The sequence below is a fragment of the Streptomyces sp. NBC_00104 genome, assembly GCF_045160825.1.
Classification (GTDB): Bacteria; Actinomycetota; Actinomycetes; order Streptomycetales; family Streptomycetaceae; genus Streptomyces.
This window is the reverse complement of the sequence record NZ_CP108215.1, coordinates 7,129,713-7,143,261: the sequence shown is the minus strand read 5'-3', so window position 1 is coordinate 7,143,261 and position 13,549 is coordinate 7,129,713. Positions and strand designations below refer to the sequence as shown.

The following is a 13,549-nucleotide window of genomic DNA, read 5'->3' as shown; positions in this document are numbered from 1 at the left end:
GGCGCGGTGCGAGAACGGCATGTGGCCCAAGGCGCCCGCCGGGCCCGGGAGTTCGAGGCGTTCGTCGCGGGTGCGGCGGGCCGGCTGCTGCAGACCGCCACCCTGCTCACGGCGGAGCCGCCGGACGCCAACCCGCGCGCGCGGCGGCTGCTGACCCATGCCCTCGCCCACACCTACGCCACCTGGGACCGGCTACGCGGCGAGGACCCGTACGACCGGACCCGGCAGCAGCTGGCCGTCCGTTTCGCGCGCGGGGCCTGGCACCGCCACGCCTTCTTCCGCCCCGCGCCGGGCGGCGTCCTGGGCATCCTCAGCCCCCAGGAGCGGCTGATCCTCGTCCTGCGGCTCTACGAGGGGGTCGCCGAGGAACAGACGGCCGCGCTGCTCGGGCTGCCCGTCGAACGCGTACGGGCGATCTGTCTGCGCGCGATGGCGACGGTCCTGCATCCCCCGCGCAAGGCCGTCTCCAAGAAGGTGGTGGAGGTGGCCCCGTCATGAGTCTGCGGGAGCGCGAGGCGGCCGTGCGGCGGATTCTCGACCGGAAGCCGCCCCAGGTGCCGCCCGACCTGTGCGCGGCCGCCGCGCGGCGCGGCGGCCGTATGCTGCGGCGCCGGACGGCGGCCCGCCATCTGATGTGGCTGGTGCTGCTGGCCGCCGTGGTCGCGTTCCTGGTGTGGGCGTCGATGGCCCGCCCCTGGGTGGAGCCGCCGTCGGAGACGACCCCACCGATGACGGGCTGGTGAGCGCCCCGGACCGGGCCCGGGTCCGGTCCGGGACCTAGCCCAGGGCCTGCTGGAGGTCCTCCAGGAGGTCGTCGACGTTCTCGATGCCCACGGAGAGGCGTACGAGATCAGCGGGTACCTCCAGGGCGGAGCCGGCGACCGAGGCGTGCGTCATGCGTCCCGGGTGCTCGATCAGGGACTCGACACCGCCCAGGGACTCGCCGAGGGTGAACACCTTGGCGCGGTCGCAGACCTCGACGGCCGCCTCCTCGCCGCCGGCGACCCGGAACGACACCATGCCGCCGAACGCCTTCATCTGCTTGGCGGCGACCTCGTGCCCGGGGTGCTCGGGCAGGCCCGGGTAGTACACCTGGGACACGCGCGGGTGCCGGGTGAGCATGTCGGCGACCTTGGTGGCGTTCTCGCTGTGCCGGTCCATCCGGACGGCGAGCGTCTTGGTGCCGCGCAGCACCAGCCAGGAGTCGAAGGGCCCGGCGACCGCGCCCATCGCGTTCTGGTGGTACGCCAGTTCCTCGCCCAGCTCCTGGTCGCCGACGATCAGGGCGCCGCCGACGACGTCGGAGTGGCCGCCCATGTACTTGGTCAGCGAGTGCACGACGACGTCCGCGCCGAGCGCGAGCGGCTGCTGGAGGTAGGGGGTGGCGAAGGTGTTGTCGACGACCAGCTTCGCGCCCGCCTCGCGGGTGACCTGGGCGACGGCCGGGACGTCGGTGATGCCGAGCAGCGGGTTGGAGGGGGTCTCCACCCAGACGACCTTCGTCTTGGGCGTGATGGCGGCGCGTACGGCCGAGGGGTCGCTGGTGTCGGCCACCGACCAGTCCACGCCCCACCGGGAGACGACCTTCGCGAAGAGACGGAACGTGCCGCCGTAGGCGTCGTTGGGGATGACCACGTGGTCGCCGGGGCTGAGCAGCGTACGGAGCAGGCAGTCCTCGGCCGCCAGTCCGGACGCGAACGCGAGCCCGCGGCGGCCGCCCTCCAGGGCGGCGAGGTTCTCCTCCAGCGCGGTGCGGGTGGGGTTGGCGCTGCGGCTGTACTCGTAACCGCCGCGCAGGCCTCCGACGCCGTCCTGCTTGAAGGTCGAGACCTGGTAGATCGGCGGGACGACCGCGCCGGTGAGGGGATCCGCGGTGTTGCCCGCGTGGATCGCGAGGGTCTCGAAGTGCTGGCTGGTGTGGGTGTCGCTCATAGATGTCGAGCCTAAGCGGTCAGCGGGATTCGGGACGCCTTATGGGAAGAGGGCGGCTGTCGATCGGCGGCTGCGGGCCGGTCGTGGCCGGTCGCGCGGTTCCCCGCCCCTCTGCTGGGCGAGGACGCCGTCCGATCACTGGGCTGGGACGCCGTCCGACGGTGCGGCAGTCCCGTCCGGTGGGGTGGCAGTCCCGTCCGACGGTGCGGCAGTCCGCGGAGTTATCCACAGGTCGACGGGCGGGTTGGGCAATTGTCGGCCGCGTCTGGAACCCTTGTCGCATGGAGATTCTCTGGGTCCTGATGGCGATGCTCATGGTCGGGTTCGTGGTGTGGCCGATCGTGGCGCGTCGGCGGGCCGGCATTCAGCAGGTGGAGGCGGGGCACCCGGACGCGGCGGACCCGGCGAACTACGGGTTCGTGCGGCAGGAGCTGCTCGACGTGCGGATGCCGGGGCCCGACCAGGATCTGCTGGACGTGCTGGACGTGGTGCAGCGTTCCCAGGACTACCGGGCGGCGAAGCAGCTGCTGGCCGGTACGGAGGCGGTCGGCGAGGTCCGGTGGCAGCGGGTGCAGGCCTTCGCGGGTGCGGCGGCACTGGAGCTGGCGCAGCGGCCCGGCGGGGTGGGCGAGACGCCGGGCGGGCAGTGGCTGCGGGTGTGGCGCGCCGAGGCGCCCAAGGACGCGGGTGGCGCGGCGGTGCACGCGGAGTTCCTGGTGCAGCAGGCGTGGCGGACGTCGACACCGGGCACGGACGACTTCCGGATCATCATGGAGGAGGCCAGATCGGCGTGCGGCGACGCGGCACTGCTGGCCCCCGGTGACCCGATCCCGTACATCATCGAGCTGTCGGTGGCGCGCGGGCTGGCGTACTCCCGTGAGGAGTTCGAGCAGCTCTGGCTGAAGATCCTGGACCGGGACCCGGCGCACATGGGCGCCCACCTCGCGGCCCTGCACTACTGGTGCGAGAAGTGGCACGGCTCGCGGGAGCTGGCGTACTCCTTCGCCGAGGCGGCGGCCGCCCGCGCCCCGCAGGGGTCGCTCCTCGCGGCCATGCCGCTCTTCGCGGTCTTCGAGCACCTGCCCGAGGTGAACCTGGTGCAGGGCTTCTACGAGAGCGAGGTCGTCACCAAGGCGATCCACGGTGCCCTGTTCGCGGCGCACGCGGCGCGGCCGGACGACCCCATGCTGGCCCATGTCCGCCATCTGCTGATCTTCTTCCTGGTCCGCTCCGAGCGCTGGTCCGAGGCCATGAGCCAGCTCGTCCACGTCGACGGCCACGTAGGCGCCCTCCCCTGGACCCTCACCTCCGACCCGGCCTCGGACTACGCGATATACCGGGCCTTGGCGGTGGCGGGCTACGAGGCGAACGGCGGGAGCCCGGCGACGCTGCTGCACTGAAGCGGGCCTGAGGGCGCGCCCCCCAGTAAGCCCTTGCGACCCCGCACACCCGTGCGAAATACTCCGCCTCTCACATCTTTTGGTCATGGACACGTCCCTGGCCGTCCTATTTCACCGCTTAAATGATCGTTCGCGATCTTTCCGTGGGGGGAACTCTGCCCAATGGGCGCGACCCTGCGCGCACTGCGCGCCCTCGTGCTGCTCGCCGGCTTCTATCTGCTCGGCGTGATCCTGCTCGCGGCGCTCGCCGGCGCCGACTACCTGCTCTACCTGCACGCTCCGTCCAGCCTCGCCGCCAAGCTGTACGTGGTCTCCGTACTGCTGGCGATCCCGCTGGTCCGCGGTCTGTTCATGCTGCGGACGCCGCGGGGCGAGGAGCCGCCGGGCCTGCCGGTGACGGAGGCCGACGAGCCCGAACTGTGGCGCACCGTAAGGGAACTGGCCGACGCGGTCGGCACCCGGGCGCCCTCCCGGATCATCCTGACGGCCGACGTCAACGCCGCCGTCAGCGAGGACGCCCGGCTGCTCGGCCTGCTGCCCGGCCCGCGCCACCTCTACCTCGGCGTACCGCTGCTGCAGGGCCTGACCGAGGCACAGGTGCGCGCGATCCTCGCCCATGAGCTCGGCCACTACTCGAACGCCGACACCCGGCTCGCCGCGATCACCGTGCGCGGCCGGGCCCAGGTACTGCGCACCATCCGGCACTTCGAGGAGCGGGCCGACAAGACCGCGGGACGCGAGCGGGCCCGGCTGGAGAAGAAGAACGCCAAGGCCGTGGCCAAGGGGAAGCAGGCCAAGGAGATCGACACGACGGGCGCGGGCCTCACGTACCGCGCGATGGCGCGGATCTACACCGGCTACGCCAAGCTGTACATCCGCGCCACGCTCTCCGGTTCGCGCCGCCAGGAGTACGCCGCCGACACCGCGGCCGCCCGGATCGCCGGACGCGACGCCACGGCGTCGGCGCTGCGCGAGATCCCGGCGCTGGACGCCGCCTTCGGTTTCTACATGAACAGCTACGCCACGCTCGGCGCCGAGGCCCGGCTGCTGCCGCCGCGCGGCGAGTTCTTCGGCGGCTACGGACGGATACTCTCCGCCCGCCAGCTCGAACTGGTCGGTCTGCGCACCGAGTTGCCCACCGACCCCACCTCGCCGTACGACTCGCACCCGCCCATCGCCGACCGCGTCGCGCGGATCGAGGCGCTGCCCGCCGACGGTCGCGCCGACGAGGCCAGGGGCGCGGCACTGGGTCTGCTCGCCGACCCGGACCGAAGCCTGGCGGCGCTGGAGGACGTGGTCCTCACCGAGGACGTGCTGCGGTTCCGGCGCACCGGTGACTGGCAGGAACTGCTCGACGGTTCGATGGCCGCGAACCTCTCCTCCCTCGACACCGCGCTGCACCGGGCGCTCGCGATGTACACCAAGGACCACCCGTCCCTGCCCGCGCTGCTGAAGGTGATCGACGACGGTCAGCTGTGGCAGCTGGCGCGGCGGCTCCCCCTGTCCGACCAGGCGGCCGAGGCGCAGGGCCGGGCCTTCCGCGAGTTCGTGCGACCCGCGCTGGCGGACGCGCTGCAGGGCATGGTGCTGGCCGAGCTGAGCGCCCACTCCCGGCTGCGCTGGGAGTTCTCCTGGTCGGAGCCGGCCGCGGTGCGTCTGCCGCCCGCGCCGGACGGCACGGAGACCGACCTCGGCGCCGCGATCGACGCGGCGGTCGCCGACCACCCGGACACCGGCCCGCTGCGCATGCTGCTGCCCACTCCCCAAGGCCCCGCCGCCCGAGAAACGGACGCACCGCGATGACCGTACTGCTGTGGATACTGGCCGTCCTGGCGGTACCGACGCTGCTCTTCGGGCTCTGGATGGCCGGGGTCTTCCTCAAGGAGTTCTTCTCCCCCAGCGCCGACGTCGACCCGGACGTCGCCGAGGCGATGGGGCTGCTGCCGGCGGAGCGGCAGAACACCAAGCTCTCGGGTCCGCTCCCGGCCGGTATGGAGTCGGCGCTCGCCGCCGTGCGCGGCGGCGACTGGAAGGCGGCCGCCAAGCTGATGCAGGACACCGGCCGGGACTGGGAGCGCCGGTCCTCGGCCGCGTACGTGCTGGCCGAGATCGCGGCGCAGGAGGACGACTGGCTGCTCGCCTGGGAGGCGGACCGTCCCGACGATCCGGACGCGGCCGTCGTCCGGGCCCGCAGCACGGTGATCCTGGCCTGGGACCTGCGCGGCGGGAAGCTGGCCAAGCACACCACCGGTGAGCAGTTCGGGGGCTTCCACCGGATGCTGGAACGTTCCCGCGAGGAGATCGGCCGGGCGGCGGCGCTCAACCCCGACGACCCGACGCCGTACATCACCGAGATCTGGGTCGCCCTCGGGCTCGGCTACCCGAACTCCGAGATGGACAAGCTGTGGGCGGAGATCACCGCCCGGGCCCCGCACCACTACGAGGCCCACTTCTCGGCACTGCAGTACTGGTGTGCGAAGTGGCGGGGCTCGGAGAAGCTGGCGACGGAGTTCGCCGAGCGCGCGGCGGCTCAGGCACCGCTGGGCAGCCTGCTCACCGCGTTCCCGCTCATCGCGCACTTCGAGCACGACAAGTCGGACGACAACAGCGTCGACCGTACGCCGAGGATGATCGGTCGCGTGGACGCCGGTCTCGCGGACGCCGCCGCGGCCGACCCGACGCATCCCCGCCTGCCCGAGCTGCGGCACCTCCTCGCCTACTACCTCTCCCTCCAGGACCGCGACGACGCCGCGCTCGAACAGTTCAAGCTGGTCGACGGGTACGTCAACGCCCTGCCGTGGCGCTACCAGGGGGACGGCGAGGCGATGGCCGCGTTCTACTGCCGTATCCGGAACGCGTCGGCCCAGGCGGTGGCGGCGGCGTCCGCGACGGACTGAGCTGGACGGGCTGAGCTGGACGGGCTGAGCGGCGAGAACGCGCTACGCATTGCGGGCGGTACCTGGAACGTTGCACAGGTACCGCCCGCTGACATCGAGCCGAGCCGCCGTTCGGCGTGCCCGACCGCCACACCCTGCTCGGCACCCAGGTGCTCGGCCCCTACCCCGAGCACCTGGAGACCGCCGACTTCGGCCTCGGCCGCTTCTGGGGCGCCGCTCCGCCGTCCACACCCACACCCCGGCCCAGGCCGCCACGGCCGAAGCCTCCCGCGAGGCCTGGTCAGCCCTCCGTGCGGGCGGGCAACCGCCATCCCGGGCGCGGGAAGTGGCAGGTGTAGCCGTCCGGGTAGCGCTGCAGGTAGTCCTGATGCTCGGGCTCGGCCTCCCAGAAGGGGCCGACCGGCTCCACCTCGGTGACGACCCTGCCCGGCCACAGGCCGGAGGCGTCCACATCCGCGATCGTGTCCTCAGCGATCCGCTTCTGCTCGTCGTCCACGTAGTAGATCGCCGAGCGGTAGCTGAGGCCGATGTCATTGCCCTGGCGGTTCTTGGTGCTCGGGTCGTGGATCTGGAAGAAGAACTCCAAGATCGCGCGGAAGTCGGTTCCCTCAGGGTCGAAAAGGATCTCAATGGCCTCCGCGTGCGTGCCATGGTGACGATACGTCGCGTTCGGCACGTCACCCCCGGTGTATCCGACCCGGGTCGCCATCACTCCCGGGAGCCGGCGGATCAGGTCCTGCATTCCCCAGAAGCATCCGCCCGCCAGCACGGCCCTCTGCGTCTGCGCAGCCATTGCGGCCCTCCCATACGTGTCAGCTCGGTGACTCGGTGTGCTCGGCTCGCACACCACCGCCATCCGATGCCCACCGTCCTCAACGCACGAGGGCTCCAAGCGATTCCGACCCGCCCAGCCAGCGCTGCGGTCGCCGACAACCAACCACCGCGAGGAGCACGCCGACTGTGCCCACCCCGCCGGCGCCCTTGCTGCAAAGCCCTCCCGAGACGGCATGAGATCGGGGCACTGGCGGCAGAGGGAGACGTACAGGCCGCCCGCGTCCCACGTCGGTCGTGTCGTTCCCGGTTCGTGCTCGTCCAGCGGGTGCCAACGTCCGTAGGCCGGCTCGCCGGCCCGGCCGGGTTACCTGACGGTGAAGTCTGCCGCCTCGGTGTCCAGGGTCGTGGTGCCGTCCTGGGCGGTGGCCAGGACAGCGACGTGCCAGGCACCGCGCGGGGAGGACTCAGCGTCGGAACCTGTGACCTTGACGCGGTACGTGCAGTGCACGGTGTCCTTTCCGGAGGGCTTGCAGACGGCCGAGTCCACGTCGGCCATGTCCTTGGCGGTCAGCTCGTTCTTGGCGAAGGACGACTGCTGCGGCCATGCCAGCACCTTCACGCTCTTGACACCGGAGGAAGCCGTGACGTCGGTGTCGAAGGTGAACGAGCCGTCGCGGTCGCCGTCGGGAGCGGTGTAGTGGGCGGTGCTGTGCGCCAGCGCCAACGGCTGGTCCCCGGCGTAGGCAAGAGTGAGGGCACCGGCACCACCGAGGACAACGACACCGGCGGCCACGGACAGAGCAGTACGTCGGGACATGAGAATCTCCGTAAGCGTCTGAGCTGGATCGGGTCGGCGCTTCTCGACTGCGCCGCTTCACCGATACTCGCCGCGCAGGGACCTGCCGGACATGAGCGCGCCTACTCAACTCCGTCTGAGTAGGCCCGTGTTGCCGCCCACGGGGCGCATGGCAGCACAGGCTCGCCGGCACGGGCGTGGCCTGTCCGATCGGCGCGGCGAAGGCCGAAGGCTAACCTCACGGGGTGGGCTTCGGAACAGACGCACGCGGAGTGCGCGACGAGCGGTTGCCGCTCGCCCGACGGCACAGGGCATTGCGAGGTGCCGTCGGACAGTACTGCCCGCTCGGATTCAACGCCACGTGGGCCTACCTGGCCGCCACCGCGTGCCCCGCTCCTGATCTGCGCAGGGACCCGGCAGCCCTGCTGCGGGCGCTGGACACGTTGGAGGAGAGCCGAGCGGCCCACCTTGCCGAGGTGGACGCCTTCACCGCGCGCCGGCACCTGGAGAAGGCGGCCGGCAGACGGACTCCGCGGGCCTCGGACGCTGCCGCCTTACGCGGACCTCGCTGGCCGAGTTCGACGGCACCCTCCCGACTGGGGCTGATCGCCGCCGTCGCGAACCGTCACGCGGCCTTCCGAGCATTCCCGTTCCCGGACGAGACGCTCTCCTCCGACCCCCGGGTACGACGACTCGCCGACCTGCACGCCCGGCTCGACGCCGCCGCCTCCGCCTACCTCGAAGACCTCGGCCGCCTCGACCGCCCGGCGACGGAGGAACTGGCCGACACCGCCCACGGCATCAGCAGCCTCGCCCGGCCGGGCTACGCACCCTTGAACGTGCATCTGCTTCCGTGGCTGCGCTTTGCCCGCCTCCTCGCATACGCATACGCGGACGCGGACGCGGACACAGACACAGACACAGACACATACGCCGCGTCCGGCTGGCCTGGCGGGACGACGACCTGGGCCACCCTGAAGCCCGGTGTGCGCGGGATCAGTGGCCACCCCCCTCCGGCTCGAACCCCGCCAGCATCCGTTCCAGTGCCGCCTGGTCCGGGCCCGTGAAGGGTGGGGCGTCGGGGGCGGTGGTGAGGGTGTCGAGGAGGGAGCCGGTGATGCCGGCGGCCGGGGGGAGGTGGGTGGACAGGACGAGGTCGGGCTTGCGGTCCTTGAGGGGCTGGAAGGTCGCCAGGTATTTGTCCATGTCGACCGTCCGCACCCAAGGGCTGTCCACCGTGGCCCAGAGGAGCTGGGCGGTGCGCAGGTCGTCGACGGCGATGCCGCGGACGTCGTCGGCCTGGGCGAGGTCGGCCGTGGGCAGGGGCGCGCCGAAGCAGTCGGAGCTGAAGCAGACGCCGGACTGGTCGTCGAAGAGGCCGACCGTGGCGGGGTTGTCGAACAGGGGCGGGCGGAAGCCGGTGAGGGTGCGGTCGCCCACGTCCATCGTCTCGCCGGGGTTCAGGAGATAGCAGCGGTCCAGGGGCAGGGGGCGTTCGCAGGAGAGGATCCCCGCGCCGATGAAGGTCGTCACGACGCGTGCCTCGGGCGCCGCCGCCAGCAGGTCGAAGATGCCGCCCGTGTGGTCGCGGTCGGGGTGGGTGAGCCAGATCCAGCGGACGTCCGCCGGGTCCAGCACCGCGCTGAGTGTCTCGACGAAGTTCCGGTCGGGCAGGCCGAGGCCGGTGTCGACCACGACCGGCTGGGCGGCCAGCAGGACGAAGGCGTTCACCGGGAGGTGCCCGAGCCCCGGGACCTCCAGGCTGTCGGCGAGAACGCTGATGTCCGGGCGGACCCTGTGGACCGTACCCGGTCGGACCTTTTGAAGGGGCATATCGCTCACACCTCTGAAACCGTTCCTAGGGACTGAGCGGGGGTGAGTCCGTTCGGCCGCGCGCCCCGAACGGTCTTGGGCGAGCTGGTCCCCGGCGTACTCGACCCGGGGGGCGGCGACACGCATCCTGTGCGTGGTCCGGGCCCCGGAGGCCGGTTCCCTGCGCGACCTGGCCCATTGGGGTACGGCCAGAGGCGACGGGGAGGCCCTGAACCATCACTCCGGTGGAGCAGGGGCCCCGCACGCCGACGCCGTACCCGGTGTCCCAGGTCACACAACCACGTTAGCCCGATCAGCCCAGAGCACCGCAAGCTCACAAGTAAACGATCACAGGATCGAGCTAATTCGGCCCTGTGCGCACTCCTTGGTGAGCAGCTACCAACCCCCCGGGTGGTGATCGCGCCGCGACCGCCTGCCTCTCCCTCCTCCATCGTCCGGCCGTCCCGGCGCCCCCGCATCCGGGGCGGCGGGACCCCGAGTTCTCCGGCACACGCCGTACTGCGGACGACTGCGGCACGCCGACCAGGTCCGATCCGCGTCCTCGGCTACCAGAACACCGCCACGAACCTCGCCGACGGCCCGAACGCCATGCTCCTGCACCTGCCGACGCACCGCTTCGACAACGCGCGGGCGGCACAGGCGAAGCCGCCGCTCATGAGGTACCCGCCGCCCGACCCCGACCTGCTCACCTGCTCACGCTGCCCGCGCTCGACTGCCACACCGGCGGCGTACCCGACCTCGACTCCCCCGTCCCCGTGGACCATTGGGTGATCCTCGGCACCGACGAGGCCCCGGCCTGCTGGGGCGCACCGGTCGCGTACGACCCCGTCATGCGCCACGGCCTGCGCGACTACCTCCCCGACACGGTCATCGGGTGGCACTTCGACGGCACCCTCCCCAACCGCGACTTCGCGATCAGCCACACCGACCTGCTGAGCGGCGACCCGGAGCGCGTGGCCAGGGTCCGGCCCCGGCCGTAGCCCGTGCTCAGCCCCCGCTCCCGTACGGCCTGGTGATGATCTCCAGGTTGTGGCCGTTCGGGTCGTCGAAGTAGGTGCCGCGGCCGCCGTCGTTGGTGTTGATCTCCATGGTCCGGCGGTGGTACGGATCGGCCCAGTAGGTGAGGCCGGCCGCTCTGACGCGGGCGAGGATCTCGTCGAACTCGTCCTCCGTGACCAGGAAAGCGTAGTGCTGGGGCGTGATGGGGCCGGGGGAGTCCAGGTAGTCGAGGGTCACGCCGTTGGGGATCTCGACCGGGACGAACGGGCCGTACCGCGGACCCACCTCCAGCCCCAGGATGTCGGCCAGGAAACGGGCCGACGCCTGCTTGTCGTGTGCGGCGACGATCGTGTGGTTCAGCGCTACGGGCATCGCGGACACCTCCCCTTCCGACTTCCCCTTCCGACTTCCCCTTCCGACTTCCCCTTACGTCTTCCCTCTTCTCCGTGTTTGTGCCCCCACTGGAGATTCCGGTGGGGGCACCGACATCGTTGGTCGGGGGGCCGTATGTGTTGTGGTTGCTGGGGTGTGCCCGCGGCGAGCGCTGAGATTTCCTCGCCCCCGCCGCCCCTACCCGTCCCTTCCCCAGGGGCTGCGCCCCTTCGACCCCCCGTCTGCGGGTCCGGTGGGGGTTGCTCGCGCAGTTCCCCGCGCCCCTTGCAGGGCCTGCGGCCCTTTAGGGGCGCGGGGGGGAACCGCGCGACAAGCCCCCACTCACCCGCGGACAACCACCCCGGCCTCGTCAGATCGTCGACGTGTCGATCACGAACCGGTAGCGGACGTCGCTCGCCAGCACCCGCTCGTACGCCTCGTTGATCTGGTCCGCGCGGATCAGTTCGATCTCGGCGCCGAGGCCGTGCTCGGCGCAGAAGTCGAGCATCTCCTGGGTCTCCCGGATGCCACCGATGCCGGACCCGGCGAGGGTCTTGCGGCCGGCGATCACCGAGAAGAGGTTGAGGGCTACGGGCTCCTCGGGGGCGCCGACGTTCACGAAGGCGCCGTCGGTCTTCAGCAGCGAGAGGTAGGCGTCGAGCTTCAGCGGGGCCGAGACCGTCGACACGATGAGGTCGAAGGTGCCCGCGAGCTCCTTGAAGGTCGCCTCGTCGCTGGTCGCGTAGTAGTGGTCGGCGCCCAGCTTGAAGCCGTCCTCCTGCTTGCGGAGGGACTGCGACAGGACGGTCACCTCGGCACCCAGCGCGTGCGCGATCTTGACGCCCATGTGGCCGAGGCCGCCGAGACCGACGACGGCGACCTTCTTGCCGGGGCCGGCGTTCCAGTGCCTGAGCGGGGAGTACAGGGTGATGCCCGCGCACAGCAGGGGCGCGGCCTCGTCGAGGGCGATGCCGTCGGGGATGCGTACGGTGAAGGCCTCGTCGACGACGATCTTCTCCGCGTAGCCGCCGTAGGTGGGCTCGCCGTCCTTGCCGATGGCGTTGTACGTGCCGACGTTGCCCTTGAGGCAGTACTGCTCCAGCCCCGCCTCGCAGTTCTCGCACTCACGGCAGGAGTCGACCATGCAGCCGACACCCACCTTGTCGCCGACGGCGAACTTGGTGACGCCGGAACCGACGGCCTCGACGACACCGGCGATCTCGTGCCCCGGAACCATCGGGAAGATGGCTTCGCCCCAGCCCTCACGGGCCTGGTGGATGTCCGAGTGACAGATACCGGCGTACTTGATGTCGATCAGAACGTCGAACTCACCGACTTCGCGGCGCTCGATGGTGGTGCGCTCCAGCGGAGCCTTGGCGGCGGGCGCCGCATAGGCGGCAACAGTGGTGGTCATGCCGGGATTCTCCTGATCGTCGTCCCGCATCCGGCCTGCCTTCGGGCCGGCTGCGGATACCAGCCTGCCCGAAATCCCAGGGGCCACCCAGGCCACGGCTTTGCGTACGTCCGCTGGTCCTACCACTGGCGGGGTCAGGCTCATGGGCGTACGACCGTGAATACTTGTCGTATGAACGAACAGCCCGAAGCCGTACAGGAGCCGCCCTTCGGCGAGGCCGGAGCCGCCGGTGCGCTGGACCGGCGTGCCGAGCTCAGCGAGTTCCTGCGCACCCGGCGGGCCCGGCTGAAGCCGGAGGACGTGGGGCTGCCGGCCTTCGGGCGGCACCGGCGGGTTCCCGGGCTGCGCCGGGAGGAGCTGGCGCAGCTCGCGGGTGTGTCGGTGGCGTACTACACGCGGCTGGAGCAGGGCAACGGGCGCAACGTGTCGGCGGAGGTGCTCGACGCCATCGCGCGCGCCCTCCGGCTGAACGACGCCGAGCACGCCCATCTCACGCATCTCGCGAAGCCGAAGGCGCACAAGAAGAAGCGGTCGGCCCGTCCGCAGCAGGTGCGGGGCGCCCTGCGGCAGCTGATCGACACCCTGGACGGCATCCCCGCGTACGTCACGGGCCGGCGCTCGGACATCCTCATCTGGAACCGGATGGCGTCCGCGGTCTTCGGGGACTGGTCGGCGCTGCCGGCACAGGAGCGGAACTGGGCGCGGATGGTGTTCCTGCGGCCCGACTACCGTGATCTGTACGTCGACTGGGACCAGAAGGCGGCCGACATGGTCAGCTATCTGCGGATGGACGCGGGCTGCCATCCGGACGATCCGCAGCTGTCGGCGCTGGTGGGCGAGTTGTCGGTGAAGAGCGAGGAGTTCCGGCGGCTGTGGGCGACGCACGACGTGAAGGAGAAGAGCCACGGGCTGAAGCGCATGTGCCACCCGCTGGTCGGTGACCTCACCCTCTCCTTCGAGACGTTCAGTCTGCCCGACGACCACGAGCAGAACCTGATCACCTACCACGCCGAACCGGGCTCCCCCTCCGCCGACGCCCTCCGCCTCCTGGCCAGCTGGGGCACGGACGCGACCCGCAGGCCGACGGCGACGCCTTAGGGGGTCGCCGTTGGATCTCCGCAGCGTCCACGGA

The 13,549-nt window shown here is 71.2% G+C and carries 14 protein-coding genes and 1 pseudogene; 9 read left to right on the top strand and 6 right to left on the bottom strand.

Annotated elements, in window-relative coordinates:
- The first annotated feature begins 6 nt into the window (after positions 1-6).
- Both OG272_RS31465 and OG272_RS31460 read left to right on the top strand, forming a co-directional pair.
- Positions 7-498 (top strand): sigma factor-like helix-turn-helix DNA-binding protein, encoded by a 492-nt coding sequence (locus OG272_RS31465; protein ID WP_327728032.1) that lies wholly within the window; start codon positions 7-9, stop codon positions 496-498.
- Positions 495-743 (top strand): hypothetical protein, encoded by a 249-nt coding sequence (locus OG272_RS31460; RefSeq protein WP_326578162.1) that lies wholly within the window; start codon positions 495-497, stop codon positions 741-743. Before OG272_RS31465 ends, OG272_RS31460 begins: the two co-directional genes overlap by 4 nt.
- A 34-nt stretch (positions 744-777) precedes the next feature.
- Here OG272_RS31460 and OG272_RS31455 read toward each other — a convergent pair whose 3' ends face one another.
- Positions 778-1,932, bottom strand: a complete 1,155-nt coding sequence (locus OG272_RS31455; protein WP_326578164.1) for a cystathionine gamma-synthase — start codon at positions 1,930-1,932, stop codon at positions 778-780.
- Between the two features lie 281 nt (positions 1,933-2,213).
- Between OG272_RS31455 and OG272_RS31450 the strand changes: the two genes are divergently transcribed.
- The 4 genes and pseudogenes from OG272_RS31450 to OG272_RS31435 all read left to right on the top strand — a co-directional run.
- Positions 2,214-3,332: a hypothetical protein gene (locus OG272_RS31450; RefSeq protein ID WP_326578166.1), complete on the top strand. Its 1,119-nt coding sequence runs from the start codon at positions 2,214-2,216 to the stop codon at positions 3,330-3,332.
- A 162-nt stretch (positions 3,333-3,494) separates the two neighbouring features.
- Positions 3,495-5,135, top strand: a complete 1,641-nt coding sequence (locus OG272_RS31445; protein ID WP_405895322.1) for a M48 family metalloprotease — start codon at positions 3,495-3,497, stop codon at positions 5,133-5,135.
- The gene (locus OG272_RS31440; protein ID WP_326578170.1) at positions 5,132-6,229 is read left to right on the top strand and encodes a hypothetical protein; all 1,098 of its coding nucleotides are present in this window, start codon (positions 5,132-5,134) and stop codon (positions 6,227-6,229) included. The genes OG272_RS31445 and OG272_RS31440 overlap by 4 nt, the downstream gene beginning before the upstream one ends.
- A gap of 95 nt (positions 6,230-6,324) precedes the next feature.
- Positions 6,325-6,444: pseudogene (locus tag OG272_RS31435) on the top strand (peptide-methionine (S)-S-oxide reductase); the annotation flags it as partial.
- 65 nt (positions 6,445-6,509) lie between these two features.
- Here the strand turns inward: OG272_RS31435 and msrA are convergent.
- Both msrA and OG272_RS31425 read right to left on the bottom strand, forming a co-directional pair.
- The gene (gene msrA, locus OG272_RS31430) at positions 6,510-7,022 is read right to left on the bottom strand and encodes a peptide-methionine (S)-S-oxide reductase MsrA (protein ID WP_326578172.1); all 513 of its coding nucleotides are present in this window, start codon (positions 7,020-7,022) and stop codon (positions 6,510-6,512) included.
- Between the two features lie 345 nt (positions 7,023-7,367).
- On the bottom strand, positions 7,368-7,820 hold the full coding sequence (locus OG272_RS31425) for a DUF5707 domain-containing protein (RefSeq protein WP_326578173.1): 453 nt from the start codon (positions 7,818-7,820) through the stop codon (positions 7,368-7,370).
- 224 nt (positions 7,821-8,044) lie between these two features.
- Between OG272_RS31425 and OG272_RS31420 the strand changes: the two genes are divergently transcribed.
- Positions 8,045-8,866 carry a hypothetical protein gene (locus OG272_RS31420; protein WP_328506222.1) on the top strand — a complete coding sequence of 274 codons (822 nt, stop codon included), beginning with the start codon at positions 8,045-8,047 and terminating at the stop codon, positions 8,864-8,866.
- On the opposite strand, the gene OG272_RS31415 is transcribed toward OG272_RS31420, so the two are convergent.
- Positions 8,796-9,632: an MBL fold metallo-hydrolase gene (locus tag OG272_RS31415; protein ID WP_326578177.1), complete on the bottom strand. Its 837-nt coding sequence runs from the start codon at positions 9,630-9,632 to the stop codon at positions 8,796-8,798. The two genes, OG272_RS31420 and OG272_RS31415, sit on opposite strands and share 71 nt — an antisense overlap.
- A 755-nt stretch (positions 9,633-10,387) precedes the next feature.
- Between OG272_RS31415 and OG272_RS31410 the strand changes: the two genes are divergently transcribed.
- Positions 10,388-10,612, top strand: coding sequence for a hypothetical protein (locus OG272_RS31410; RefSeq protein ID WP_326578181.1), 225 nt, complete (start codon positions 10,388-10,390; stop codon positions 10,610-10,612).
- Positions 10,613-10,619: 7 nt separating this feature from the next.
- On the opposite strand, the gene OG272_RS31405 is transcribed toward OG272_RS31410, so the two are convergent.
- The gene (locus OG272_RS31405; RefSeq protein WP_326578183.1) at positions 10,620-11,003 is read right to left on the bottom strand and encodes a VOC family protein; all 384 of its coding nucleotides are present in this window, start codon (positions 11,001-11,003) and stop codon (positions 10,620-10,622) included.
- 370 nt (positions 11,004-11,373) lie between these two features.
- Positions 11,374-12,417, bottom strand: coding sequence for an NAD(P)-dependent alcohol dehydrogenase (locus OG272_RS31400; protein WP_326578185.1), 1,044 nt, complete (start codon positions 12,415-12,417; stop codon positions 11,374-11,376).
- Between the two features lie 171 nt (positions 12,418-12,588).
- Here OG272_RS31400 and OG272_RS31395 point away from each other — a divergent pair, with 171 nt between their 5' ends.
- Positions 12,589-13,515, top strand: a complete 927-nt coding sequence (locus OG272_RS31395; protein ID WP_328506225.1) for a helix-turn-helix transcriptional regulator — start codon at positions 12,589-12,591, stop codon at positions 13,513-13,515.
- Positions 13,516-13,549: the final 34 nt, after the last annotated feature.

Excerpts from the sequence above, each read along its gene's own strand:
- OG272_RS31460 (WP_326578162.1), top strand. The coding sequence starts at position 495 with ATGAGTCTGCGGGAGCGCGAGGCGGCCGTGCGGCGGATTCTCGACCGG.
- OG272_RS31455 (WP_326578164.1), bottom strand. The coding sequence starts at position 1,932 with ATGAGCGACACCCACACCAGCCAGCACTTCGAGACCCTCGCGATCCAC.
- OG272_RS31450 (WP_326578166.1), top strand. The coding sequence starts at position 2,214 with ATGGAGATTCTCTGGGTCCTGATGGCGATGCTCATGGTCGGGTTCGTG.
- OG272_RS31445 (WP_405895322.1), top strand. The coding sequence starts at position 3,495 with ATGGGCGCGACCCTGCGCGCACTGCGCGCCCTCGTGCTGCTCGCCGGC.
- OG272_RS31440 (WP_326578170.1), top strand. The coding sequence starts at position 5,132 with ATGACCGTACTGCTGTGGATACTGGCCGTCCTGGCGGTACCGACGCTG.
- msrA (WP_326578172.1), bottom strand. The coding sequence starts at position 7,022 with ATGGCTGCGCAGACGCAGAGGGCCGTGCTGGCGGGCGGATGCTTCTGG.
- OG272_RS31425 (WP_326578173.1), bottom strand. The coding sequence starts at position 7,820 with ATGTCCCGACGTACTGCTCTGTCCGTGGCCGCCGGTGTCGTTGTCCTC.
- OG272_RS31415 (WP_326578177.1), bottom strand. The coding sequence starts at position 9,632 with ATGCCCCTTCAAAAGGTCCGACCGGGTACGGTCCACAGGGTCCGCCCG.
- OG272_RS31405 (WP_326578183.1), bottom strand. The coding sequence starts at position 11,003 with ATGCCCGTAGCGCTGAACCACACGATCGTCGCCGCACACGACAAGCAG.
- OG272_RS31400 (WP_326578185.1), bottom strand. The coding sequence starts at position 12,417 with ATGACCACCACTGTTGCCGCCTATGCGGCGCCCGCCGCCAAGGCTCCG.
- OG272_RS31395 (WP_328506225.1), top strand. The coding sequence starts at position 12,589 with ATGAACGAACAGCCCGAAGCCGTACAGGAGCCGCCCTTCGGCGAGGCC.